Origin of the sequence: Stenotrophomonas sp. ESTM1D_MKCIP4_1 (assembly GCF_003086895.1) — a bacterium.
In the GTDB taxonomy this organism is placed as follows: domain Bacteria; phylum Pseudomonadota; class Gammaproteobacteria; order Xanthomonadales; family Xanthomonadaceae; genus Stenotrophomonas.
This window is the reverse complement of sequence record NZ_CP026004.1, coordinates 2,636,295-2,659,431: the sequence shown is the minus strand read 5'-3', so window position 1 is coordinate 2,659,431 and position 23,137 is coordinate 2,636,295. Positions and strand designations below refer to the sequence as shown.

22 protein-coding genes are annotated in these 23,137 nt (G+C 66.8%); 18 read left to right on the top strand and 4 right to left on the bottom strand.

The window, feature by feature from the left end:
* Positions 1–82 precede the first annotated feature (82 nt).
* The 6 genes from gyrA (at position 83) to C1924_RS12185 (ending at position 7,915) form a co-directional block, all read left to right on the top strand.
* Positions 83–2,797, top strand: coding sequence for a DNA gyrase subunit A (gene gyrA / locus C1924_RS12210; protein WP_108765542.1), 2,715 nt, complete (start codon positions 83–85; stop codon positions 2,795–2,797).
* Positions 2,798–2,992: 195 nt separating this feature from the next.
* Positions 2,993–5,533, top strand: coding sequence for a membrane-bound PQQ-dependent dehydrogenase, glucose/quinate/shikimate family (locus C1924_RS12205; RefSeq protein ID WP_108765541.1), 2,541 nt, complete (start codon positions 2,993–2,995; stop codon positions 5,531–5,533).
* Positions 5,534–5,710: 177 nt separating this feature from the next.
* A complete protein-coding gene (locus C1924_RS12200; RefSeq protein ID WP_108767052.1) occupies positions 5,711–6,178 on the top strand; it encodes a transposase in 468 nt (155 codons plus the stop codon).
* Positions 6,179–6,874: 696 nt separating this feature from the next.
* Positions 6,875–7,258 (top strand): energy transducer TonB, encoded by a 384-nt coding sequence (locus C1924_RS12195; protein WP_159094799.1) that lies wholly within the window; start codon positions 6,875–6,877, stop codon positions 7,256–7,258.
* Between the two features lie 10 nt (positions 7,259–7,268).
* Complete coding sequence (locus tag C1924_RS12190; RefSeq protein WP_159094798.1) at positions 7,269–7,502, top strand: hypothetical protein; 234 nt, start codon at positions 7,269–7,271, stop codon at positions 7,500–7,502.
* Positions 7,475–7,915: a serine hydrolase domain-containing protein gene (locus C1924_RS12185; protein WP_343125668.1), complete on the top strand. Its 441-nt coding sequence runs from the start codon at positions 7,475–7,477 to the stop codon at positions 7,913–7,915. Before C1924_RS12190 ends, C1924_RS12185 begins: the two co-directional genes overlap by 28 nt.
* A gap of 238 nt (positions 7,916–8,153) precedes the next feature.
* Here C1924_RS12185 and C1924_RS12180 read toward each other — a convergent pair whose 3' ends face one another.
* Positions 8,154–8,546 carry a DUF3037 domain-containing protein gene (locus tag C1924_RS12180; protein WP_108765538.1) on the bottom strand — a complete coding sequence of 131 codons (393 nt, stop codon included), beginning with the start codon at positions 8,544–8,546 and terminating at the stop codon, positions 8,154–8,156.
* On the bottom strand, positions 8,524–9,300 hold the full coding sequence (locus C1924_RS12175; RefSeq protein ID WP_108765537.1) for a HipA family kinase: 777 nt from the start codon (positions 9,298–9,300) through the stop codon (positions 8,524–8,526). Before C1924_RS12175 ends, C1924_RS12180 begins: the two co-directional genes overlap by 23 nt.
* Before the next feature lie 156 nt (positions 9,301–9,456).
* On the opposite strand from C1924_RS12175, the gene C1924_RS12170 reads away from it, so the two are divergent.
* The 8 genes from C1924_RS12170 (at position 9,457) to C1924_RS12135 (ending at position 17,566) form a co-directional block, all read left to right on the top strand.
* Positions 9,457–9,786, top strand: coding sequence for a hypothetical protein (locus C1924_RS12170; RefSeq protein ID WP_108765536.1), 330 nt, complete (start codon positions 9,457–9,459; stop codon positions 9,784–9,786).
* 133 nt (positions 9,787–9,919) lie between these two features.
* Positions 9,920–12,382 (top strand): prolyl oligopeptidase family serine peptidase, encoded by a 2,463-nt coding sequence (locus C1924_RS12165; RefSeq protein WP_108765535.1) that lies wholly within the window; start codon positions 9,920–9,922, stop codon positions 12,380–12,382.
* Positions 12,383–12,527: 145 nt separating this feature from the next.
* Complete coding sequence (locus C1924_RS12160) at positions 12,528–12,854, top strand: hypothetical protein (protein WP_108765534.1); 327 nt, start codon at positions 12,528–12,530, stop codon at positions 12,852–12,854.
* A 60-nt stretch (positions 12,855–12,914) separates the two neighbouring features.
* Positions 12,915–13,214, top strand: a complete 300-nt coding sequence (locus C1924_RS12155; protein ID WP_108765533.1) for a hypothetical protein — start codon at positions 12,915–12,917, stop codon at positions 13,212–13,214.
* Between the two features lie 133 nt (positions 13,215–13,347).
* Positions 13,348–15,732, top strand: coding sequence for a GH92 family glycosyl hydrolase (locus tag C1924_RS12150; RefSeq protein ID WP_108765532.1), 2,385 nt, complete (start codon positions 13,348–13,350; stop codon positions 15,730–15,732).
* A gap of 131 nt (positions 15,733–15,863) precedes the next feature.
* Positions 15,864–16,283, top strand: a complete 420-nt coding sequence (locus C1924_RS12145) for a hypothetical protein (protein WP_108765531.1) — start codon at positions 15,864–15,866, stop codon at positions 16,281–16,283.
* A gap of 47 nt (positions 16,284–16,330) precedes the next feature.
* A complete protein-coding gene (locus C1924_RS12140; RefSeq protein WP_254051277.1) occupies positions 16,331–17,083 on the top strand; it encodes an SGNH/GDSL hydrolase family protein in 753 nt (250 codons plus the stop codon).
* A gap of 15 nt (positions 17,084–17,098) precedes the next feature.
* Positions 17,099–17,566: a hypothetical protein gene (locus C1924_RS12135; protein WP_108765529.1), complete on the top strand. Its 468-nt coding sequence runs from the start codon at positions 17,099–17,101 to the stop codon at positions 17,564–17,566.
* 9 nt (positions 17,567–17,575) lie between these two features.
* Here C1924_RS12135 and C1924_RS12130 read toward each other — a convergent pair whose 3' ends face one another.
* The gene (locus tag C1924_RS12130) at positions 17,576–18,121 is read right to left on the bottom strand and encodes a thioesterase family protein (RefSeq protein ID WP_108765528.1); all 546 of its coding nucleotides are present in this window, start codon (positions 18,119–18,121) and stop codon (positions 17,576–17,578) included.
* Positions 18,122–18,190: 69 nt separating this feature from the next.
* Here C1924_RS12130 and C1924_RS12125 point away from each other — a divergent pair, with 69 nt between their 5' ends.
* The 4 genes from C1924_RS12125 to C1924_RS12110 are packed head-to-tail and all read left to right on the top strand — an operon-like array spanning position 18,191 to position 20,855.
* Positions 18,191–18,772, top strand: coding sequence for a TetR/AcrR family transcriptional regulator (locus C1924_RS12125; RefSeq protein ID WP_108765527.1), 582 nt, complete (start codon positions 18,191–18,193; stop codon positions 18,770–18,772).
* Between the two features lie 44 nt (positions 18,773–18,816).
* A complete protein-coding gene (locus tag C1924_RS12120) occupies positions 18,817–19,197 on the top strand; it encodes a VOC family protein (RefSeq protein ID WP_108765526.1) in 381 nt (126 codons plus the stop codon).
* Complete coding sequence (locus C1924_RS12115) at positions 19,194–19,973, top strand: hypothetical protein (protein ID WP_108765525.1); 780 nt, start codon at positions 19,194–19,196, stop codon at positions 19,971–19,973. The genes C1924_RS12120 and C1924_RS12115 overlap by 4 nt, the downstream gene beginning before the upstream one ends.
* Before the next feature lie 9 nt (positions 19,974–19,982).
* Positions 19,983–20,855 carry a hypothetical protein gene (locus C1924_RS12110; protein ID WP_216821541.1) on the top strand — a complete coding sequence of 291 codons (873 nt, stop codon included), beginning with the start codon at positions 19,983–19,985 and terminating at the stop codon, positions 20,853–20,855.
* A gap of 70 nt (positions 20,856–20,925) precedes the next feature.
* Here the strand turns inward: C1924_RS12110 and C1924_RS12105 are convergent, their stop codons facing one another.
* Positions 20,926–23,034, bottom strand: coding sequence for a TonB-dependent receptor (locus tag C1924_RS12105; protein WP_108765523.1), 2,109 nt, complete (start codon positions 23,032–23,034; stop codon positions 20,926–20,928).
* Between the last annotated feature and the right edge of the window lie 103 nt (positions 23,035–23,137).

Here is a 23,137-nt window from a genome sequence, read left to right as displayed (position 1 = left end):
CCGGTTGAATCGAGGTTCCGGCACGACCCCCTCCCGCAGAGGGCTGCGCCGGACTGGACCGCTACCAGACAACGGAACCCGAATGGCAGAAACCGCCAAGGAAATCATCCAGGTCAACCTGGAAGACGAGATGCGCAAGAGCTACCTCGATTACGCCATGAGCGTGATCGTGGGCCGCGCGCTCCCGGATGCGCGCGACGGCCTCAAGCCGGTGCATCGCCGCGTGCTGTTCGCGATGAACGAGTTGAACGCGCACAGCAACAAGCCCTACTTCAAGTCGGCGCGTATCGTCGGTGACGTCATCGGTAAGTACCACCCGCATGGCGATCAGTCGGTGTACGACACGCTGGTGCGTCTGGCACAGCCGTTCTCGCTGCGTTACATGCTGGTCGATGGCCAGGGTAACTTCGGCTCGATCGACGGCGACTCCGCTGCAGCCATGAGATACACCGAAGCGCGCATGTCGCGCCTCGCGCATGAGCTGATGGCCGACATCGACAAGGAAACCGTCGATTTCCAGCCCAACTACGACGAAAAGGAACTGGAGCCGACGGTCATGCCGACCCGGTTCCCGAACCTGCTGGTCAACGGTTCGGCCGGTATCGCGGTGGGCATGGCCACCAACATCCCGCCGCACAACCTGAGTGAATCGATCAACGCCTGCATCGCGCTGATCGACAACCCGGAAATCGATGTCGACGGCCTGATGGAGTACATCCCGGGCCCGGATTTCCCGACGGCCGGCATCATCAACGGCACCGCCGGCATCGTCGCCGGCTACCGCACCGGCCGTGGCCGCGTGCGCATCCGTGCCAAGGCCGATATCGAGGTGGCCGACAACGGCCGCGAATCGATCATCGTCACTGAAATTCCTTACCAGGTGAACAAGGCGCGTCTGATCGAAAAGATCGCCGAGCTGGTCAAGGAAAAGAAGATCGAAGGCATCAGCGAGCTGCGCGATGAGTCCGACAAGGACGGCATGCGCATCTACATCGAGATCAAGCGCGGTGAATCTGCCGAGGTTGTGCTGAACAACCTGTACCAGCAGACGCAGATGGAATCGGTGTTCGGCATCAACATGGTGGCGCTGGTCGATGGCCGCCCGCAGTTGATGAACCTCAAGCAGATGCTGGAGGCGTTCGTCCGCCACCGCCGCGAAGTGGTCACCCGCCGCACCGTGTTCGAGCTGCGCAAGGCGCGCGCCCGAGCCCACGTGCTGGAAGGCCTGACCGTCGCGCTGGCCAACATCGACGAGATGATCGAACTGATCAAGACCTCGCCGAACCCCAATGAAGCGCGCGAACGCATGCTCGCCCGCCTGTGGGAGCCGGGCCTGGTGGGTTCCATGCTGGGCGCTGCCGGTGCCGAAGCCTCGCGTCCGGAAGACCTGCCCAAGGGCGTGGGCCTGATCGAGGGCGGCTACCAGCTGACCGAGATCCAGGCCACCCAGATCCTGGAAATGCGCCTGCACCGCCTGACCGGGCTGGAGCAGGACCGCCTGACCGACGAGTACAAGCAGCTGCTGGAAGTGATCGCCGGGCTGATCCACATCCTGGAAGATCCCGACCGCCTGCGCCAGGTCATCCGCGAGGAACTGGTCAACGTCAAGGCAGAATTCGGCGACGAGCGTCGTACCGAAATCCGCCACAGCGAAGAAGACCTGGACATCCTCGACCTGATCGCGCCGGAAGACGTGGTGGTCACCGTGTCGCACGCCGGCTACGTCAAGCGCCAGCCGGTGAGCGTGTACCGCGCACAGCGTCGCGGTGGCCGTGGCCGCAGTGCGGCGGCGACCAAGGAAGAAGATTTCATCGAACAGCTCTGGCTGGTCAACACGCACGACACGCTGCTGACCTTCACCAGTTCGGGCAAGGTGTTCTGGCTGCCGGTGTACCAGCTGCCGGAAGCCGGTTCCAACGCGCGTGGCCGTCCGATCATCAACTGGATTCCGCTGGAACCGGGCGAACGCGTGCAGGCCGTGCTGCCGGTGCGCGAGTACGCCGATGGCCAGTTCGTGTTCTTCGCCACGAAGAACGGCACGGTCAAGAAGACTCCGCTGAGCGAGTTCGCCTTCCGTCTGGCCCGCGGCAAGATCGCGATCAACCTGGACGAGGGCGATGCCCTGGTCGGCGTTGGCCTGACCGACGGCGAGCGTGACATCCTGCTGTTCGCCTCCAACGGCAAGACCGTGCGCTTCGGCGAGGACAAGGTGCGCTCGATGGGCCGTACCGCCACCGGCGTGCGCGGCATCAAGATGCCGGCCGGCGAGGAAGTGGTCAGCCTGATCGTGGCCGAGAGTGCCGGCGGCAGCGAGGACGAGAACGAGGACGACAATGGTGTCGAGGAAACCGCAGCCACGGGCGAAGCGGTGATCGACGGCGCCGATGACGCCAGCGTGCAGTACATCCTCACCGCCACCGAGAACGGCTACGGCAAGCGCACCCCGCTGCCGGACTACCCGCGCAAGGGGCGTGGCACCCAGGGCGTGATCGGCATCCAGACCACCGAGCGCAACGGCAAGCTGGTCGCCGCGGTCCTGATGGGTTCCGGTGACGAGGTGCTGCTGATCTCCGATGGCGGCACCCTGGTGCGTACCCGCGGTTCGGAAATCAGCCGTGTCGGCCGCAACACCCAGGGCGTCACCCTGATCCGCCTGTCCAAGGACGAGAAGCTGCAGGCGGTGGAACGCATGGATGCCTCGATCGACGACGACGAGGACGAGGTGGCCGCTGCCGCCCCGGCCGCGACGGACGGCGCACCGGCGGCTGCCGGCAGCGAGGACGCCGCACAGGAGTGATCCTGCCGCGATGAGAGGTACCCGACGACGCCGGCCCTGTGCCGGCGTCGTTGTATCTGCGGGAAACGTCTGCAGGCAAAGAACGCATTCACTTCACAGGCATGAGCGCATAACGGATGGCGAACCAGCGGACGATGCCGTCCGCAGGGGCACCCCCGATCACCGCCTCCCCCCGGTCGCGTCCTGGAGCCTGACATGTCTGCCGCCCCCTCCGCCGTCCCCACCGATGGCGACGCCGTCCCGCCGCGCCGCCGGCACCCGGTGGCCACGCTGCTTTCGCTGCTGCTGATCCTGCTTGGCGCGGTCATCGGCGGGCTGGGCATCTGGCTGCTCACGCTGGGCGGCTCCTGGTACTACGCCATCGCCGGCATCGCCATGCTGGCAAGCGGCGTGCTGCTGTGGGGCAACCGGCGCAGCGCTGCGGTGCTGTTTGCCGCCATATTCATCGGTACGCTGCTGTGGACGTGGTGGGAATCGGGCAGTACCTACTGGCGATGGGTGCCACGGCTGGGGCTGGTCACCGCACTGGCGATCGTGATGGCCCTGCTGGCACCGACGCTGCGGAAGCCTTTCCCGCGGGCGGCATCGCGCATCGTGGCCGGAGTGCTGATGCTGGTGTTCGTGGCGGCGTTCGCACTGGCGTTCGTGCCGCACGGTGAAGTGCAAGGCGATCAGGCATTCCCGGACGCTGCCACTTCGACCGGTATCGATCCCACCGAGGACACCACAGGCCTGCAGGCGGCCGACCGCCCGGCCGACGGCGACTGGGCCACGTGGGGGCGCAACAACGCGGCCACCCGTTTCTCGCCGCTGCAGCAGATCACCGCGGACAACGTCGGTACGCTGCAACTGGCCTGGGAATACCGCACTGGCGACCTGCCGGACAAGCGCTGGGGTGCGGAAACCACACCCTTGAAGATCGGCAACCGCGTGTACCTGTGCACGGCGCGCAACCAGCTGATCGCTCTGGATGCCAGCACCGGCAAGGAACTCTGGCGCTTCAATCCGAAGGTCAAGGACGCCTCCATTCCCTATACCGCCGCCTGCCGCGGCGTGTCCTACTACGAACAGCCGAGTGGGGCCGCTGTGGCGGATGCCGCGCTGGCCGATGCGGCCGCCGACCTCGCACTGCCAGCGCCACCACCGACGCCGGGTGCCGCCAGCGTGCCCGGCAATCGACCGGCCTGCGCCTCGCGCATCATCGAAGGCACCCTGGATGGGCGCATCATCGCCGTCGATGCGGACAGCGGAAAGCCCTGCGCGAACTTCGGCAACAACGGGCAGGTGGACATCACCCTGGGCATGGGCAGCGCACCGCCGGGCTATGTGTCCATCACCTCGCCGCCGGCCATCGTGCGCGGCGTCATCGTCACCGGCCACCAGGTGCTGGACGGCCAGCGCCGCGATGCACCGTCGGGCGTCATCCAGGCCTACGACGCGGTAACCGGCAAGCTGCGCTGGGCGTGGGACATGGACCAGCCAGAGCTGACCGGCCTGCCGCCGCAGGGCAAGGAATACACCCGTGGCACGCCCAACATGTGGACCACCGCGACCGGCGATGAAAAGCTGGGGCTGGTCTACCTGCCGATGGGCAATTCCGCAGGCGATTACTGGAGCGGTTCGCGCACCGAAAACCAGAACCGGTATGCCACGTCGCTGGTTGCCATCGACGTGACCACCGGCAAGCCGGCATGGCACTTCCAGGCAGTGCGCAAGGATGTGTGGGATTACGACCTCGGCTCGCAGGCCAGCCTGATCGACTACCCGACCGCGCAGGGCAAGGTGCCGGCCATCCTGCTGCCGACCAAGCAGGGCGACATGTACATCCTCGACCGCCGCACCGGACAGCTGCTGACCCCGGCCGAAGAGCGCAAGGTGCCGACCGGCGGCGTAGAACCGGAGCAGCGCTCGCCCACCCAGCTGTTCTCGCTGTACCACACGCTGCGCCGCGAACATGACCTGACCGAGCAGGACATGTGGGGCATCACCCCCATCGATCAGCTGGTGTGCCGCATCCAGTTCCGCAAGGCGCATTACGAAGGCTTCTACACGCCGCCCAGCACCGACCATCACTCGATTGAATACCCCGGCTACAACGGCGGGTCGGACTGGGGCAGCGTGGCCATCGATACACGCCGCGGGGTGATCGTGGCCAACTACAACGATATGCCCAACTACAACCGCCTGGTGCCGCGCGCCGAGGCCGACCGCAAGGGCTGGCTGCCGCGCGAACAGGTCCGTGCCGACAAGGGCGGCGCTGAAGGCGCGGGCGACCCGCAGGTGGGCACGCCGTACGCCATCGACGTCAATGCCGGCTGGCGCCTGCCGTTCACCGGCCTGCTGTGCAAGCAGCCGCCCTACGGCGGCATCCGCGCGGTCGACCTGCGCACCGGCAAACTGCTGTGGGATCGTCCATTCGGCAGCGCCCGCGGCAATGGCCCGTTCGGCATCCGTTCCGGCCTGCCGATCGAGATCGGCACGCCCAACAATGGTGGTGCGGTGGTGACCGCCAGCGGACTGATCTTCATCGCCGCCGCCACTGATGATCTGCTGCGCGCCATCGACCTGAAGACCGGCAAGGAGTTGTGGCACGCCACGCTGCCGGCCGGTGGCCAGGCGAACCCGATGGTGTACGAGCAGGGCGGGCGGCAGTACGTAGTGATCGTCGCGGCCGGTCACCACTTCATGGAAACGCCGAAGGGCGATTACGTGATGGCCTACGCGTTGCCAAAGTAGCGGGGGGTAGAGTCGACCGTTGGTCGACCGTCTTTCGCGGCCAGCCCGAAATCCCGTGCTGCGCGCGACTGTCGACCAACGGTCGACTCTACCCAGCCGGCGCCGGGTGATTTCCTGATGGGCTGACTGGCCTCACACCGATGCCGGAACACAACCACGACGGGCATGTTCAACCACATGCCCAGTCCACAACTCCTCGTTGGCCGCCGCTCCGTCATCGGCAACGTGTACGCCATTACGATGATCTGCAAGGATCGCTGCCGCGTTTTCGATGATCCCCGCAATGCCCACATCGTTATGCAGGTGCTGGAAGCATTGGACCATCAAGGCCTGACCGCCTCGCTCGCGTGGGTGGTCATGCCCGACCACCTACACTGGCTCGTCCAGCTTCGCGAGAAATCGCTCGGCTATTGCATGCAGCGCTGTAAGTCGCGCAGCGGTCTTCTCATCAACCAACATCGAGGAAGCACCGGGGCCGTCCGGCACGCGGGCTACTACGACCACGCGGTCCGCAGTGAGGAATCACTGCGGAAACATGCGCGCTACATTCTGGGAAATCCCATCCGGGCAGGGTTGGCAGCCACCCTCGGCGAGTATCCATATGCATGGTGCCGCTGGCCGCTGGATGACAGCGAGGCGGGGTAGCGTCGACCGTTGGTCGACTGCGCTTCCGGTAGTCGACCAACGGTCGACTCTACCCAGTCGTCAGCCGGATCCTGGGAAATCCCATCCGGGCAGGGTTGGCAACCACCTTGGGCGAGTATCCACACGGATGGTGCCGCTGGCCGCTGGATGACAGCGAGGCGGGGTAGCGTCGACCGTTGGTCGACTGCGCTTCCGGTAGTCGACCAACGGTCGACTCTACCCAGTCGTCAGCCGGATCCTGGGAAATCCCATCCGGGCAGGGTTGGCAACCACCTTGGGCGAGTATCCACACGGATGGTGCCGCTGGCCGCTGGATGACAGCGAGGCGGGGTAGCGTCGACCGTTGGTCGACTGCGCTTCCGGTAGTCGACCAACGGTCGACTCTACCCAGTCGTCAGCCGGATCCTGGGAAATCCCATCCGGGCAGGATAGGCAGCCACCCTGGGCGAGTATCCACACGGATGGTGCCGCTGGCCGCTGGATGACAGCGAGGCGGGGTAGAGTCGACCGTTGGTCGACTGCGCTTCCGGTAGTCGACCAACGGTCGACTCTACCCTGTCGTCAGAGCCCGGCAGTCCGATTGAAACCGGCCGGGCATCTGCGGTAGGTTGCGTATTCAGAAAATTCGTACCCACGTTCGGGAAAGCGGCCTGCATCAGGCAGCTGGCGATTGTTCCCACGCAGAAAAGGATGATCATGCGTTCGACTCCGTTCCGTACCGCGTTCTTTGCACTGCTGCTGACCAGCGCAACCCCCAGCGTGCTGGCCGCTGCGCCTTCCGCGCCGTTGCAGCTCAGCCAGGCCGAGCTGCTGAAATACTGGATGCCAGCGGAAGGCACGTTCCGTCCGCCCCTTGCGGCGGACTCGCGCAAGGTGAAATTCGCAGAGAAGGTCACCCTGGAATTCACCGTCGACAAGCGCGGCCGCACGCGGGACATCAGCGTGATCGGTGCCAAGCCCGCCGGCGCCTACGCTGGCTGGGCGACGGAAGTGGTCAAGGCCATGCGCTACACGCCGACGGAAGGCAACACCGCACGCACGCCTGTACGCAGCGAGATCGATGTGAACTGGACGCCGTGAGGGCGAGGCAATGAATCGATCACTGACGGTTGCGCTTTACCTGGCCAGCTTGATGTTGCTGCATCGCGCGGTCAGTGGGCTGATTGCTGGTGGCCTCGCACCCATGGGTGAGGGCACTTCCGTTGCTTATACCCAGGGTTACCAGGTTGGCCACCTGGCCGCCACCGCGACGCTGTTCCTGGCCGCTGCGGCGTGCGCGGTGCTGGGCTGGCGTGCATGGACATCTGCCGCCCAGCGCAACTGATGGCAATGCCCGCCCACGGGCGGGCCACGAGCCGGCCTCCGTTTGCGCCCGCACCATCTTCGTCATCTCAGTCCTTAGAGCATGGCACGGCCGGCGGCGGTTACAGCACCGCGGACATGCTGAAATTCTGTGAGGCGCTGCGCAACGGCACGCTGGTGTCGCCGGCACTGCTGCAGCAGGCCACCACCGCGCAGAACCACAAAGGCTGGTATGGCTATGGCTTCGTCGTGCAGGGGCAGGGCAGCCAACACCAGTATGGACATGAGGGTGGGGCGCCGGGCTCGAACAGCGCCATCGTGGTGCTGCCCGAACAGGGCTACGTGGTTATCGGACTGGCCAACGTCGATCCGGATGCAGTCGGCAACGTGGTCAACTACATCGCGCGGCGCCTGCCGCTGCCCGGCCGGGGGTAGAGTCGACCGTTGGTCGACTGAAGCGCGCAGCGCGGGGCCCCGATGGGTCGCCCAAGGCAGTCGACCAACGGTCGACTCTACCAGTCGGCCAAGCCCAATCGGCCAAGCCCAATCGGCCAAGCCCAATCGGCCAAGCCCAATCGGCCAAACCCAATCGGCCAAATCCAATCGGCCAAACCCAGCCGGCCAAACCCAGTCGACCAAACCCAGCACACCAAACCCAACCGGCCATACCCCGTCAGCGCGGTACCCGCACCATCCTGTTCATCAGGTGCTCCACCACGCCCGCCGGATCGGCCGTGCGGCCCACGTGCGTGCTGGACATCTGCACGATCGAGCTGCGCTTGGCGGTGAGGAAATGGAAGCGCGCGCGCGCCGGCAGCTGCGCGATAGGGCCGGCGTTGGCATCGCCGCGGCAGATCGCCACGATGGCATCCAGCCACGGCTGCAGAGCGTCCTGGTCAAGTGCCGGTGCAAACGCCTGCAGGCGCGCCGCGTCGATCTCGATGGCCGCTTCCAGATGGCGGGCGCCGGGGCAGGAGACGATCACCCCGACGTTGATGAACTCTTCGCGTTCCACCCGCGGTACCACGCGGATGACGGCATAGTCATACGTGTGCAGCGTGGGCACGGATGGCCTCCTGCACGAACACCGCACGCACCTTCAGGCGGTGCTTGAGGTAATTGATGTAGCCCTGGCGGTAGGCCTGCGGGCTGTCGAAGGCAGGCTCGTCCACCAGCCAGCTGTCCGGCACCAGACCGACGATGCGCTCGATCTCCGCATCGGGCAGGCGCGCGGCCAGCTCGGCATCCACCTCGGCAATGCGGCTGGCAAACGGCAGCAGCACATGGTCACGGATCAGCACGAAGGGCTTTTCGCACGCATCGGCGGCGTTGGCCCAGTCGTGGTGGAAGTACATCGCCGCGCCGTGGTCGATCAGGTACAGCTTGCGGTGCCAGACCATCAGGTTCGGATTGCGCGTGGTGCGGTCGACGTTGCTGGTAAAGGCATCGAACCAGACGAGGCGCGAGGCCAGATCGGCGTCCACCGGCATCGCCGCCGGGTCGTAGTTGATCGCGCCCGGCAGGTAGTCCAGGCCCAGGTTCAGGCCCTCGCTGGCGCGGATCAGATCCTGGATTTCCGGATCCGGTTCGGTGCGGGCGAATTCACTGTCCAGCTCGACGAACAGGATTTCCGGGATCGGCAGGCCGACGGCGCGGGCCATTTCGCCGGCGATCAGCTCGGCGATCAGTGCTTTCGGGCCCTGGCCGGCGCCGCGGAACTTGAGGACGGCCATGCCGTCGTCGTCGGTCTCGACCACGGCAGGCAGAGAACCGCCTTCGCGGAGCGGGGTGATGTAACGGAGGGCGTGAACGGTTCGCATGAATGAATTCTACTGCAGTCTTCACTTCACCCTGCCGCCCGCAGTGGCAGCATCCTGCCTCGGGGAGCATGAACCGGCCAGGATGGCCGTGGTGTACGAGAACTGCCATCCTTCAAGCGTTTCCACGATGTTCTTGCAGGCTTTGGAGGTGCACCCATGAACGACGATTCCAATTCCCTGCTGCCGACCCTGGACAATGCCAAGGCCGAGCAGATGATCGGCAAGGTGGTCCTGGTGGGTATCACCCGCTACGGCGGCGATGGCCAGATGCGCGACCAGCAGCAGTATTCGGGTACCGTGCTGCGCATCAGCGCCGAGGAAGGGGTGGTGCTGGCCGACGAGGCCGATGGCCACGAACGTTACTTGCCACCGATGCTTGACCAGTACCTGCCGGCGGAACCGGGCGAGTACCGGCTGCGCTCGGGTGGCGAGATCGTGGTTGACCCGGATTATCTGACCACTTGGGACCTGCACGCCCAGCAGTGAACCCTGTCCTTCGTGCGCCGGGCCATGCCTGGCGTGCATTGCTTCCGGCCCATTCACAACCGATCCCCGGATGCTAGATTCGGTCGACGCCCGCTTTCTGGCGGGTACCCGATCACACCCCTGGGGATTACGGATGCTCGTTCATCGCACCTCTCTGGCTGCGGCCATTGCCGTTGCCACCTTCGGCCTGCTGGCTGCTGGCCCGGCGCTCGCCGATTATGCAAAGCCGCCGGAACACCTGCTCAAGGTGCTGAAGGCACCGCCACCGCCGGCACCGAACGTCGATCCGAGTGGCCAGCGCCTGCTGCTGACCACCGCGCAGACCTATCCGTCCATCGCTCGCGTGGCCCAACCCTACCTGAAGCTGGCGGGCGTGCGCCTGGAGCCGAAGAACCGCAGCCGTCATGACACGCCGGGTGGCTATGGCATTCCGGCCTGCGTGGCCGACTTCAGCGTGGTGGAAATCGCCAGCGGCAAGACCACCAAGGTGACGCTGCCGCAAGGCTGCGCGGGTGGCGCGCAGTGGTCGGCCGATGGCAGCCACTTTGCGTTCCAGAACGCGGTGGAGAACAGCGTGCAGCTGTGGGTGGGCGATGCAGCCACCGGCCAGGTCAAGCAGGTGCCGGGCGTGCAGCTCAATCCGATCTTCGGCAGCACCGTGCAGTGGCTGGGTGGCAGCCAGAACCTGCTGGTGAAGCTGGTGCCGGCCAACCAGGGCGCGGCCCCGTCCGACGGCGGCGTGCCCACCGGCCCGGATGCGCAGGAATCGCTGGGCAGCAGCGGCGAAAGCAGCACGTATGAGGCGCGCGACACGCTGACCAGCGTGCATGATGAAAAGCTGTTCGCCTACTACGGTGCCTCGCAGCTGGCCGTGGTCGACACCGCCAGCGGCAGCGTCCGCCCGGTCGGCAGTGCCGCCATCTTCAACGACGTCAGCGCCGCACCCGATGGCGTGCACGTGCTGACCGAATCGATCAAGCCGCCGTTCTCGCATGCGGTAACCTACCAGCGTTTCGCCAACGATGTGGCGGTGCTGGACATCACCACCGGCAAGAGCGCCGCCATCGCCAGCCTGCCGTTGGCCGACCGTGTGCCGGTGCATGGCGTGCCGGAAGGCCCGCGTGGCTTCGACTGGCGTTCCACTGATCCGGCCACCTTGGTCTACGCCGAGGCGCTGGACAAGGGCGACTGGAAGGTGACCGTTCCGCACCGCGATCGCGTGCTGATGCTGAAGGCCCCGTTCAACGGCAAGCCGGTGGAAATCGCCCGCACCGCGCAGCGCTTTGAAGGCCTGGCCTGGTCGGCGGACCCGGCGGTGTCGTTCCTGTTCGAGAACGACGAGAACCGCCACTGGGTGCAGACCCGCATCGTCGACGTCGACCAGCCGAAGAAGGAAGGCCGCCTGCTGTGGGACATGTCCAGCGATGAGCTGTACGGCGACCCCGGCAATCTGGTGTTCAAGCGCCTGCCCAACGGCGCGGCGGTCGTGCGCCAGGAGGGCAATTTCGTGTTCCTGCGCGGGCAGGGCGCTTCGCCGCAGGGCGATCGTCCGTTCCTGGACCGACTGGACCTGGGCACGCTGAAGAGCGAGCGGCTGTTCCGCAGCAGCGCCGATGCCTACGAACAGTTCCTCGGCTTCAGCAACACCCCGGGCCGCTACCTCACCTGGCACCAGTCGGTGATCGACCCGCCGAACGCGTTCGTGCGCCAGCAGGGCGACGCTGTGGCCGCTGCGAAGGACGGTGAGGCGCAGTTCGCATCCACCGCCACCGCGCTGACCACGCTGGTCGACCCGACCCCGGAGGTGCGCCAGATCAAGAAGCAGCTGGTCACCTACAAGCGCGCTGACGGCGTGGATCTGTCCTTCACTCTGTACACCCCGCCGGGCTACAAGGAAGGCCAGCGCGTGCCGGCGATCCTGTACGCGTACCCGGCCGACTTCGCCAACGCCGCGCAGGCGGGGCAGGTGTCCGGTTCGCAGCAGACCTTCACCCGTCTGCAGCCCTACCGCCTGATGCTGCTGGCCGGTTACGCGATCATCGACAACGCCTCGTTCCCGATTGTCGGCGACCCGAAGAACGCCTATGACACCTATCTGGAGCAGCTGGAAGCCGACGCCAAGGCGGCGGTGGACAAGGCCGTGGACATGGGCGTGGTCGACCGCAACCGCATCGGCGTCACCGGCCACAGCCATGGCGGCCTGATGACGGCCAACCTGATTGCCCACACCAATCTGTTCAAGGCCGGCGTGGCGACCAGCGGTTCGTACAACAAGACCTTCACCCCGTTCGGCTTCCAGAACGAGCGTCGCTCGGTGTGGCAGGCGCAGGACGTGTACCTGAAGGCTTCGCCGTTCTTCTACGCCGACAAGATCAAGCTGCCGCTGCTGCTGGTCCATGGCGAAGACGATGCCAACCCGGGCACCGAGCCGTTCCAGTCGCGCAAGCTGTACCAGGCCATCCGTGGCAACGGCGGTACCACCCGCCTGGTGATGCTGCCGAACGAACCGCACTGGTATACCGCGCTGGAATCGAACGAACAGCTGGTGTCGGAAATGCTGAACTGGTTCGACACCTACGTGAAGAACGCACGGTAAAGTCGAGCTTGCTCGACTGCCGTAACCAGGGCCGCCTCAGGGCGGCCCTTCTTTTTGCAACGTGCGAACACCAGTCGAGCAAGCTCGACTCTACGCTGGCAATGCCAGTACGCTGCAGGTCTGGTGCCCGCCACGGATGTGTTCCATGAAAGCCATCGCTCTTGTTATGTCCCTGTCATTGGCCATCGCACCGGCCTTCGCCTCGGCGCAGGCGTTGTCCGGCGAACTGTCCACGCTGGGCATCACCGTCGGCATGCCCTATGCCAAGGTCAAGCGCCTGCTTGATGCAGCGGGCTGGCACGCCACGCCGCCGGAATCACGACAGGCGGCGCTGCCGGATTTCCCCGAAATCGAATGCGGCCAGGGGCGCGATGCGGTGTGCTCGGCGGGCTTCCATAAGGACGGTCAGTCGGTCGCGATGATCATCGGCACGACCCAGGCGGGGCAGCCGTTCGTGCAGGGCACTTACTGAGCGGCCACGGATACGGCCATGAGATCCGCCATGCACCGAGGTGCCGGAATCGCAGGGCTTTTGATCGGCCTGGTGTGCAGCGGCGTAGCCGCAGTGGGGTGCACGGCACTGGGCCGGTTTGCGATACCGCAGTTCGTTGCGAGCTTTGCCGAAGCGGGCCAACCGTTGCCCATCATCACCCAGGTCTTTGCAGGCAGCTACGGGCTGGCCTGGCTTGCGCCGCCGCTTGTGGTTGCTGCGTGGCTGGCGGGTCGGCCGCGCCTGTCAGCGCTGATCGGCAGCATCGCGCTGATGCTCGCGGGGCCTGTGGCTCTGTTCGCCACGTACCTGCCGCTGTTCAAGCTGGGCACGCTGTTCTGATCCGTGCGACCGCAACTGCGGTTCGTGACCCGGTACCGGCAACCATGACCTCCGGCCCGTCGCCGGGGGGTCGACCCCGTACTACTCTCAGCGGTTCAAGGCATGTGGGTGCCTCCTTCCACTGGAGTTGTCGATGTCCCGTTCGCTGCTGGTCGTCGTTTCCGCGGTGCTGACGCTGTCCCCGTTGCCCCTGCTGGCCGCCAGGGCGCCCGCCCAGGACCTGGCCGCCGAGGTCAACCCCTTCATCGGCACCACCAATGCCGGCAACGTCTATCCGGGGCCGACGGTACCCTTCGGCATGGTGGCTTTCAGCCCGGAAATGACCGCGCTGCCGGGCAAGCGCTTTCCGATTGCCGCACCCGGTGGCTATGAGTGGCGCAGCAATGGCGTGCGCGGCTTCAGCCTGACCCATGTCAACGGCACCGGCTGCACTGGCGCCAGCGGCGATATCCCGCTGATGCCGGTCACCCTGCCGGTGGAGCTGTCACCGTCGTCGGCGGATGCAGGCATGCGCTACACCAGCCTGCTGGACCACGCGAAGGAAGCCGCCAGCCCTGGTGCCTACACGCTCACCCTGGACAACGGCGTGGCCGTCAGCCTGGCAGCCACGGCGCGCACGGCCGTGGGCCAGTTCCAGTTCCCGGCGGACAAGCCCGCCAACCTGCTGTTCCGCACCTCCGACAGCGAAGTGGGCAGCAGCGATTCAACGATCATCATCGACCCGGCCACGCGCACCGTGCGCGGTTCGGTCACCAGCGGCAACTTCTGTGGCTACCTGGCCGAGGATCGCCGCGAGAGCTATTACACCCTGCATTTCGTCGCCGAGTTCGACCAGCCGTTCGAGGTGGGGGGCACCTGGCGCGATGACACCGTGCAGGCCGGCGCGCGCGAGGGCGGCGGTGGCACCACCTATGGCAGCAAGGGCCATCCACCGGCAGGCAAGGGCGCAGGTGGCTGGATCAGTTTCGACGCCAAGCGCACGCCGCGGGTGACCGCACGCATCGGTATCTCGTACGTGGATGAAGCCGGCGCGCGGGCCAACCTGCGCCGAGAGAGTCCGCAGGGCACGACCCTGGCTGCAACCCAGGCCGCCACGCGTGCGAAGTGGAACGAACTGCTGGGCCAGGTGCGGGTGCAGGGCGGCACGGCCGATGAGCGCACCGTGTTCTACACTGCGCTGTACCACGCCATGCTGGCGCCCAACCTGCACAGCGACGTCGATGGCCGTTACCGCGGCATGGACGGCCAGGTGCATGGCCTGGCCAAGCGGCAGCAGGCGCAGTACGCCAACTACTCGGGTTGGGATGTGTACCGTTCGCAGCTGCAGCTGCTGACGTTGCTGCAGCCGCAGGTGGGCTCGGACGTGGCGCAGTCGCTGCTCAACCAGGCCGACCAGAACGGCGGCGTCTGGGATCGCTGGACCCACATCACCGGGACTACCGGGGTGATGAACGGCGATCCGTCACCGCCGTCGGTAGCGGCCATCCATGCCTTCGGTGGGCGCAGCTTCGATCTGCAGCGCGCCTACGCATCGCTGAAGAAGGCGGCCACCGTACCCACCGCGCGCGACCTCGACACGCGCGGTTGCCCGGTGCTGTGCGTGGGCCAGCGCCCGGGCCTGGACCAGTGGCTGGCACTGAAGTACATGCCGGAAGGGGCGCCGGGCTGGGGCAGTGCGGCCGATACGCTGGAAATGGTCAGCGCTGATTTCGGCCTGTCCGAACTCGCCCTCGCCGCCGGCGATGCGCAGGGCGCACGGCAGTTCCGCGAGCGCTCCGGCTGGTGGCGCAATCTCTACAACCCCAAGGCTACCGCGCAGCAGGGCTACATCCAGCCGCGTAACGCGGATGGCAGTTGGCCGGCGTTCGACCCGGCCGCCGACGATGGCTTCGTCGAAGGCAGCGGCGCGCAGTACCTGTGGATGGTGCCGTTCGATCCGGCCGGGCTGTTCCAGGCGCTGGGTGGCCGCGAGGCCAGCATCGCGCGTCTGGATGCGTTCTTCCGCAAACCCGATGGTGCGTGGGCCGTGACCAAGTCGGGCCCGCTGCACGCCGAGCTGGACAACGAGCCGTCCATGGCCGCGCCCTGGCTGTACAACTTCCTCGGCCAGCCATGGAAAACCCAGGAGACCGTGCGCCAGGCGATGCGCCAGATCTGGACCAACACGCCGGAAGGCATGCCGGGCAATGATGACCTCGGCCAGATGTCCTCGTGGTACGTGTGGTCGGCGCTGGGCCTGTACCCGGTGTACCCGGGCCGCGCGGACCTGGTGATCGGCAGCCCGCTGTTCACCGAAGCGGTGATCACCCGGCCGGGCGCGAAGATCGTCGTGCGTGCACGCGGCGCAGCGATGGATGCACCGTACGTGCAGTCGCTGAAGGTGGATGGCAAGGCCAGCAATGCCAGCTGGCTGCCGGCCAGCTTCGTGCAGCGCGGCGGTACCCTCGACTTCGAGCTGGGCGCCACGAAGAACGAACAGTGGGGCGCGCAGGAGGTGCCGCCCTCGCACGGCCCGTAGATCCACGCCATGCGTGGATGAACCATCACCCGGCCGGGCACCCCGGCCGGTGGATCCACACCGTGCGTGGATGAACGCCCCCCCGCCCGTGCTAGCCTGACCGTGCAACACACAAGCGGCAGGAGGTTCCCATGGAAATTCCACAGGACGTGTACGAGCACGTACTGGGCGTGGCGGTGGAAATGGCCAACGCCAGCACCCACGGCGATACTCGCAGCCAGTGGCGGCTGCACGACGAACTGCGGCAGTACTGCAATGCGATGGCGGTGGAAGGCCGCGACCATCCTTTCCTGTGGGAGACCCTGGGTGACTTCACCAGCGACAGTGGCGTGGCGATCGGCTACTACGAGCGCGCGCTGAAGCAGGCACGCCAGTTGGGCGTGATTGAAGGCGAGGCGTCGATCTGCCTGGAACTGGCACGGCGCCACATCGACCAGGGCGAGACCGAGCGCGGCTACGAGTTCGCGCTGCGCGCCGACGAAGCCGCGCGACAGACCGATGACCTCGACCTGCGGCGCGAGATCAGCCAGTTCCTGCTGGAAAACTCATGAGCCACCTTCTGCGTGCCCGCTGCTGCGCCACCGCCGTGGCGCTTGCCATGACCATCACCTGCGTTCAGGCGCAGCCGCCGCGTGCGGTGAATCCATTGCTGGTGAAGCCGGTGGACCAGGTCACCCCGGAGGAGGTGCGCTTCATGCAGCAGCGCCTGTCCGACTGGCCCGATCTGGCCCGCTACCGCGACGCCAACGCGCGCGTGCCGGCCAAGCAGGCCGGTGTGCCACGCGTGCTGTTCTACGGCGATTCCATCACCCAGTTGTGGGGCGAAAAGGATCCGTCCACGTTCTTTCCCGGCAAGGGCTACCTCAACCGTGGCATCAGCGGGCAGACCACGCCGCAGCTGCTGCTGCGCTTCCAGCAGGATGTCATCGCGCTGCAGCCGGATGTGGTGGTCATCCTCGCCGGTACCAACGATATCGCCGGCAATACCGGCCCCAGCACCCAGGCCATGATTGAAGACAACCTGCATGCGATGGTGGATCTCGCAGGCGCGCACGGCATCCGCGTGGTGCTGGCCTCGGTGCTGCCGGTGAGCGAGTACCGATGGATGCCTGGCATTGAACCGGCGCCAAAGGTGCAGGCCTTGAATGCCGCGCTGAAGCAGTACGCTGATGCAAAGGGTGTGGTGTACCTCGACTACCACTCGGCCATGACCAATGCGGAGGGTGGACTGGACCCCGCGCTGGCTGCGGACGGCGTGCATCCCACGGCGAAAGGCTATGCGCTGATGGCGCCGCTGGCGGAGCAGGCGATCAAGCGGGCGCTGGACACCACGCCGCCTGCCGCGCGCTGATTGCATTTACTGAGGATGGCAGCGGTTTCCATCACCCTGGTCGAGACCGTGGCACGCGCCGTGTTCAAGCGCAGCCCGGTGCTGGTCACCGAGCTCTACTCGAGCCCCGGTTCGCAGCCGCGCCGCTACGATTCCGCCGAGGCGCTCTGTGAGCACGGCAGGGCGCTGCAGTGGGTGTCCGGCGGCGTGCTGCTGGTGGGCGTGCAGTACGCGGACATGGGCGGTGCGGTGCGCGTGCGCCCGTTCGATGCCGGGCGCGGTGAAGCGGCGCGCTTGACGGTGTCCGGCTGGGGGCTGATCTCGATCCGGCTGCCCATGGCCGTGGATGCCAACTTTGCCGCGAGTGTCCATGCCCTCACCGAGCGTGCCGCACTGGCCCGCGAGCGGGGCGCGCTCGAGGTTCCGCCCGTGTGCGACTGGAACTGGAACGCGGTGGAATCGCACAAGCGTCGCCTGAAGGATGTCCTCAGGAAGGCGCTCTGATCGCCTTGCTCAGTTGTCGTCGCGCTTCAATGCCGCATCGGCGGCCAGCAGCGCTTCGGCGGCAGCACTGAGCGGCGGTGAGGGCGGCGTATCGCAGCCGATGGCGGCCATCATCTGTTCCATTCCGACGAAGCGGCGTGCACGGCGGTCGTAGATGCCGGTCACCAGCAGCGCACGTGTCGCGACTTTGTTTTCGGGCCCGACCAGCACGCGCTGTTCCATGATGACCCGCGTACCGACCCAGCCGGCCAGCCGCGTTTCCAGGGTGAACTGCTGGAATGGCTTGAGCTCGCGGCGGAACTGGATGGTGCCGGCGCCGACGATGGGCGCCCACTTCTCGCGCAGCGCCACCTTGCCCAGGCCCATGCGCAGGATCAGGTCCAGCCGCCCGAGGTCGAAGATGTTCCAGTAGCGGCCGTTGGTCATGTGCAGGTTGCTGTCCAGATCGTTGGGCAGCACCCGGAACGGCAGCCGCGAAACCCCGAACGGAGCCTCCAGCTTCGGCCGGAACAGGCTGCGCAGCAGCAGGTGGAGCAGGCGGAACCAGAGATTCATGGTTATGACGAGTGTTATAGGATGGGCGGTACGCTAATCTATGACGACTGTCCTAGCAAGGAGAGCGGCATGAGCCCGCGAGCGTCCGATGCCCCCCAGCGTGTGATCGATGCCGCCGCCCTGATGCTGGCGCGGGTCGGGCTCAATGCCACCAGCATCCGCGAGGTGACCAAGCTGGCCGAGGCGCCGCTGGGCTCGACCTACCACCACTTCCCGGGTGGCAAGCAGGAACTGCTGGCCAGGGCGACCCACATGGCCGGCGACAAGGTGGAAGCACTGCTGGTGGGCCTGCTGCGTGGTGGTGCGATGGTCGGCCTGCAGCAGTTCCTGGCGATGTGGCGCGAGCGCCTGCTGCGTTCGCAGTTCCGCGCGGGCTGCCCGGTACTGGCTGCCGCGGTTGAAGAGCCGGTCGACGCCGTTGCGAGCCAACCCCGCGTGGCGGCCGCCGAGGTGTTCGCGCGCTGGCAGGCACATCTTGCCCAGGCCTTCGTTGCCGACGGCCACGCGCCGGAACAGGCGGCCGGGCTTGCCAGCCTGGTCATCGCCAGTGTGGAAGGTGCGGTGGCCATGAGCCGCGCGCTGCAGGACATCGCCCCGTTCGACCAGGTGGCTGCGCAGCTGCTGAAGGCGGCCGTGCCGCCTGCAGGCTAGAATCGACCCGAACACAACTACGCTTGCCCGGCAAGGATGTCCGCATGCTGCACCATCTGTCCCTCGGCGTCCGTGATCTGGATGCGGCAGGCCGCTTCTACGATGCGGCGCTTGCCGCACTCGGCTACCGTCGCGTGTTCGAGGACGAGACCGCCATTGGTTACGGCCTGGTGGATGATGAAGACGCGCTGTGCCTGAAGCTGCGTGACGATGCCTCGCCGCCAGGTCCCGGCTTCCACCTTGCGTTCGCCGCTGGATCTGCCGCGGCCGTGGATGCCTTCCACGCTGCGGCCATGGTCACGGGCGGAACGGACAACGGCGCACCGGGCCTGCGCCCTGATTACGGCGATACCTATTACGCCGCGTTCGTGGTCGACCCCGATGGCCACCGTCTGGAAGCGGTGACCAAGACGTTGCCGGCATGAAGCGGACCACGCGTTTCGGTTCCAGCACCCTGAAGCTGGCGATGACCCGCAGCAGCGAAGTCGCGCGCGCGCGCCGGCAGCTGCAGCACCATGGCTGGCCGCGCCTGCAGATGGCGCTCATCGTGGTGTTGACCGGTGGCGCCGGATTCCTCGCCTCCCATCTGCTGCGGCTGGCCGGCGTGGACAGCATGCTGCTGCGTTATCCGCTGTCGGTCGTGCTGGCCTATGCCGTGTTCCTGCTGCTGATGTGGATCTGGATCCGTTGGCGCTGGGACGCCGTGGCGGACGGGGCAGGCGAAGTCGCCAGCAATGCTGGCGGTGGCGGAAGTACGCCGCGCAGCGGCCCTTCCTGGGGCGGCAGCGGTGGTCACTCCGGGGGTGGAGGCGCGTCGGCGTCCTGGGGCGAAGCGTCCGCCGCGTCGGTCATGGAAGGCGATGGCGCCTCCCTGCTGGACGCCGCCGACGGCGAGGCCGGCCTGCCGCTGCTGGCGGTGCTGGGCATCGTGGCCGTGGTGGCCGGCGTGCTGCTGGCCAGTGCCTGGGTGGTGTGGTCGGCCCCGGTACTGATGGCCGAACTGCTGGTGGACGCGGCCATTGTCGGTGGCCTGTACCGGCGCATGCAGGGCATGGGTGCGCAGGGCTGGTGGCGGTTGTGCCTGACGCACACGTTCTGGCCGCTGCTGGGCCTGCTGGTGTTCTTTGCCGGGCTGGGCTGGCTGGCGCAATCGATGGCGCCTGACGCGGTCACGCTGATGCAGGTGGTGCAGGCGCTGTAGCGTGGGTCAGTGCGCGCGCAGGCGCGGTCGTTCTTCAACCCGGATGTGGTCATGGCCAGGAATCTTGCATGGAAGCGAACAGGGGCCATTGCCGCAGCGATCGCGGCGGCGGCGCTGTTGATCCTGGCCTTCACCTTGAAGCCTTGGCGGAGCACGGCGCTTGGACCGCCGCCTGTGAATACTGGAACCGCGCAGATGCAGGCCGAGATCATGGCGCTTGCGATCAGGAGCCCCGTCCTGCCGCCACCGCCGGCGTCGCTGCCGCAGCCCATGGCGATGGATGGCCGCGGGACGAGGACGGCGCCGCAGAACGGAAGCGGGATGCAGGTCGCCGCAGCGGCGGTGAATCGCTGGCGGCCTGAAGAACAGCCGTTGCTGTCCGACCCCGTGGACAGCCGGACCCTGGTGATCGACCACACACTGCCGTACTGCTGGCCGGGTGGCCACCTGCGGTTCTGCCAGGACGATGACGACCTGGTGGAGTGGGTGGACGATCGCCCGATGTACGACCTGCGCCGACAACTGCAGGCGCAACTCCCCTTGGTCAACCGGCGCAGCGCGCGGGTGCCGGACGCTGCGCTGCAGGGCGCGGCGCATCTGAGCTTCGTGCAGCTGCGGACCCTGCAGACGCAGGGTGACCCGCACTGCATGACGGACGACAGCCTGGACGGGAAGACGATCATCCTGCTGTCGAAACCGGTGTTCAGTGCGGACAATCAATGGGCCATGATCGCCGTCGCCGGGGACTATTGCTCAAGCATCGGCGGCCAGCGGTCGCGCATGCTGTTCCACAGGGAGCAGGGACGGTGGGTGCTGGAACGACCCGAGCGCGCGCTGTCGGGCATCCGTCGGGGACAGGCGCTGTGGCCCCGCCGGCATTGAATCTTCAGTCCGGCAGCGCGGCACGCAGATCGTTGCACGTTGTCACTGCAGGCGACTGCGGTGCGGGCGCTCACTCAAAGCGCCAGCGCACCCCCGCATACACGCCGCGGCCTTCGCCCGGCGTCGAGCGCGCCACGTCCTTGCCGGCATCGTCGTAGCCGGGTGTCACCGTCGCCGCGTAATGGCGGTCGCCGATGTTGCGCACCTCCGCCCATGCCTGCCAGCGGCCGCCGGGCGCGTCGTAGCCGATGCGGCTGCCGAAGATCACATGGCTGTCGGCCCAGAAGCTGTTGGCGTAGTCCACGGCGATGCGCGAGGCGTACTCAGTGTTCAACGCGGCGTACAGGCCCGAAGCATGGTCGAAGCGCAGTTCAGCCTGGTAGCTGTGCTGCGGCAGGCCGGGCAGGCGGTTGCTGCCGAAGCGCGCATCATCGCGGTAGCGGAAATCACTGAAGGTGTAGGCCTGGCGCAGCGACAGGCGTCCCGGCGTGGCCTGCCACAGGGTGCTGTCCAGCCCGGCCTCGATGCCACGATGTACCGTGGGGCTGGCGTTGTTCTCGGCCACGAACAGGTTCGGCACCGGTCGCAGTTCGACGCTCAGCAGTTCGTGGTTGACGTGTGCGTAGTAGCCGGTCAGTTCCCAGCGGCCCAGCGCTGCCTCGCCACGCGCGCCCAGTTCCAGCGTGGTGGCGGTCTGGTTCTGCATCGCCACCGGTGCGCTCTGGCGGCCGGTGGACGGTCCGTTGCCCGCACCGAAAAACTGGTTCGAGCCCCAGATCATCGACCACGGGTGCGGTGCTTCCACCGACCGGCTGAGGTTGCCGAACCACTGCGTCTGCGCGCTGTGCTGCCAGGTAACGCCCAGGCGCGGCGCGTAATCCCAGTCGTGGTCGCGCAGGCGGCCGCCGCTGCTGGGCCAGGTCACCTGCACATCGCTGCGGGTATTGATCAGCGCCAGGCCGGTCTGCACGCGCAGGCGATCATTCAGCGCAAGGTTGTTGCCGATATGCAGCGTGCTCTGGGTGCCCAGGTGCTGGAAGTCGCGCGTGCGCGTGCCTGCCGCATAACCGTTGCCGGCAAAGCGCAGCGACTCGCGCACGTTGGCGTCCAGATCGTGCGTCACGCGCAGGCCGACGGTGGTTTCGCTGTCCAGACCCAGCAGCGTGTGGCGATGGCGGTAGTCCAGCGTCGCGTTGAGGTCGGCGTAGTCCAGCTGCTGGCGGTACAGGCTCTCGCCGAGGTCCATGGGGTATTTGTGGTAGACCAGCCCGGCCTGCAGCGAGGAATCCTCGTCGATCTGCAGGGTGGTCATGTTGCCGATCCAGGTGCTGCCTGGCTGCGGGCGGCGCGCATCGATGGCGAGGTTGGCCGGGTTGGCCGCGCGTGGATCGTTGCGGATCTGGTCGCGGGTCAGGCGCCCGGGCGTTTCGTGATTGGTCTCGCGGTAGCGCACGAAGAAGCGCGTCTGCAGGTCGGGGCTGATCTGCCAGCCGATGTTGGCCATCGCGCCCTTGCCGTCGCCGCGCGCATGCTGCTGGTAGCCGTCGAACTCGCTGTCGGTGTAGGCCAGGAAGTAATCGACATCACCACTGACGCCGCCCCAGCTGATTCCGCGCTTCTGGTAGCCACGGCTGCCGGCTTCGTAGTGCAGCTGCACGCCGGCCGAATCGCGGCCGCTGCGGCTGACATAGTCGATGGCACCGCCCAGCGCCAACGCGCCGCGCTCGAAACCATTGGCGCCGCGCAGCACTTCCACCCGCGACAGCCACAGCGGTTCCAGCAGTTCGTAGGGCGTACCGCCGGGTCCGGTCAGCGGCAGGCCATCGAGGGACACGGCGATACCCGACGCATGCGCACCCGGCCCGCGGTTGATGCCCGAACCACGGATCGACACCTTGGTGCCCTCGTTGCCCGGCGACTGCGCGCTGATGCCGGGCTGGTAGGCCAGCACGTCGGCGCTGCTGGACAGGCGGCTGTCGGCCTTGGCGACGTCGATGACGTTGCTGGCGCCGGGCACGCGCTTGAGCGCCTCGCGGGCTTGGGCGCTGGCATCGGCGGCAGTGACCTGCACCGCGTCCAGCGTGGTGGCCTGCGGGGCGGCGTGGGCGGTGGCGGCAAGGCCGAGGGAGACGGCCAGGAACAGCAGCGACGGGGTGGGGCGGTAAGACGAGAGCGACATGCGGACAGGCTGTAAACCACGAAAGTGGTGCGCAAGTTAACAGGTCGCGGGCGGTACGTCACCCAGCAGCGGCATAGCGACGATAGCTCTCTCGAATCGAACA

Bases quoted from the DNA above. Each gene is read 5' to 3' on its own strand.
- gyrA (WP_108765542.1), top strand. From the start codon at position 83: ATGGCAGAAACCGCCAAGGAAATCATCCAGGTCAACCTGGAAGACGAG.
- C1924_RS12205 (WP_108765541.1), top strand. From the start codon at position 2,993: ATGTCTGCCGCCCCCTCCGCCGTCCCCACCGATGGCGACGCCGTCCCG.
- C1924_RS12200 (WP_108767052.1), top strand. From the start codon at position 5,711: ATGCCCAGTCCACAACTCCTCGTTGGCCGCCGCTCCGTCATCGGCAAC.
- C1924_RS12195 (WP_159094799.1), top strand. From the start codon at position 6,875: ATGCGTTCGACTCCGTTCCGTACCGCGTTCTTTGCACTGCTGCTGACC.
- C1924_RS12190 (WP_159094798.1), top strand. From the start codon at position 7,269: ATGAATCGATCACTGACGGTTGCGCTTTACCTGGCCAGCTTGATGTTG.
- C1924_RS12185 (WP_343125668.1), top strand. From the start codon at position 7,475: ATGGACATCTGCCGCCCAGCGCAACTGATGGCAATGCCCGCCCACGGG.
- C1924_RS12175 (WP_108765537.1), bottom strand. From the start codon at position 9,300: ATGCGAACCGTTCACGCCCTCCGTTACATCACCCCGCTCCGCGAAGGC.
- C1924_RS12170 (WP_108765536.1), top strand. From the start codon at position 9,457: ATGAACGACGATTCCAATTCCCTGCTGCCGACCCTGGACAATGCCAAG.
- C1924_RS12165 (WP_108765535.1), top strand. From the start codon at position 9,920: ATGCTCGTTCATCGCACCTCTCTGGCTGCGGCCATTGCCGTTGCCACC.
- C1924_RS12160 (WP_108765534.1), top strand. From the start codon at position 12,528: ATGAAAGCCATCGCTCTTGTTATGTCCCTGTCATTGGCCATCGCACCG.
- C1924_RS12150 (WP_108765532.1), top strand. From the start codon at position 13,348: ATGTCCCGTTCGCTGCTGGTCGTCGTTTCCGCGGTGCTGACGCTGTCC.
- C1924_RS12145 (WP_108765531.1), top strand. From the start codon at position 15,864: ATGGAAATTCCACAGGACGTGTACGAGCACGTACTGGGCGTGGCGGTG.
- C1924_RS12140 (WP_254051277.1), top strand. From the start codon at position 16,331: ATGACCATCACCTGCGTTCAGGCGCAGCCGCCGCGTGCGGTGAATCCA.
- C1924_RS12135 (WP_108765529.1), top strand. From the start codon at position 17,099: ATGGCAGCGGTTTCCATCACCCTGGTCGAGACCGTGGCACGCGCCGTG.
- C1924_RS12130 (WP_108765528.1), bottom strand. From the start codon at position 18,121: ATGAATCTCTGGTTCCGCCTGCTCCACCTGCTGCTGCGCAGCCTGTTC.
- C1924_RS12125 (WP_108765527.1), top strand. From the start codon at position 18,191: ATGAGCCCGCGAGCGTCCGATGCCCCCCAGCGTGTGATCGATGCCGCC.
- C1924_RS12120 (WP_108765526.1), top strand. From the start codon at position 18,817: ATGCTGCACCATCTGTCCCTCGGCGTCCGTGATCTGGATGCGGCAGGC.
- C1924_RS12115 (WP_108765525.1), top strand. From the start codon at position 19,194: ATGAAGCGGACCACGCGTTTCGGTTCCAGCACCCTGAAGCTGGCGATG.
- C1924_RS12105 (WP_108765523.1), bottom strand. From the start codon at position 23,034: ATGTCGCTCTCGTCTTACCGCCCCACCCCGTCGCTGCTGTTCCTGGCC.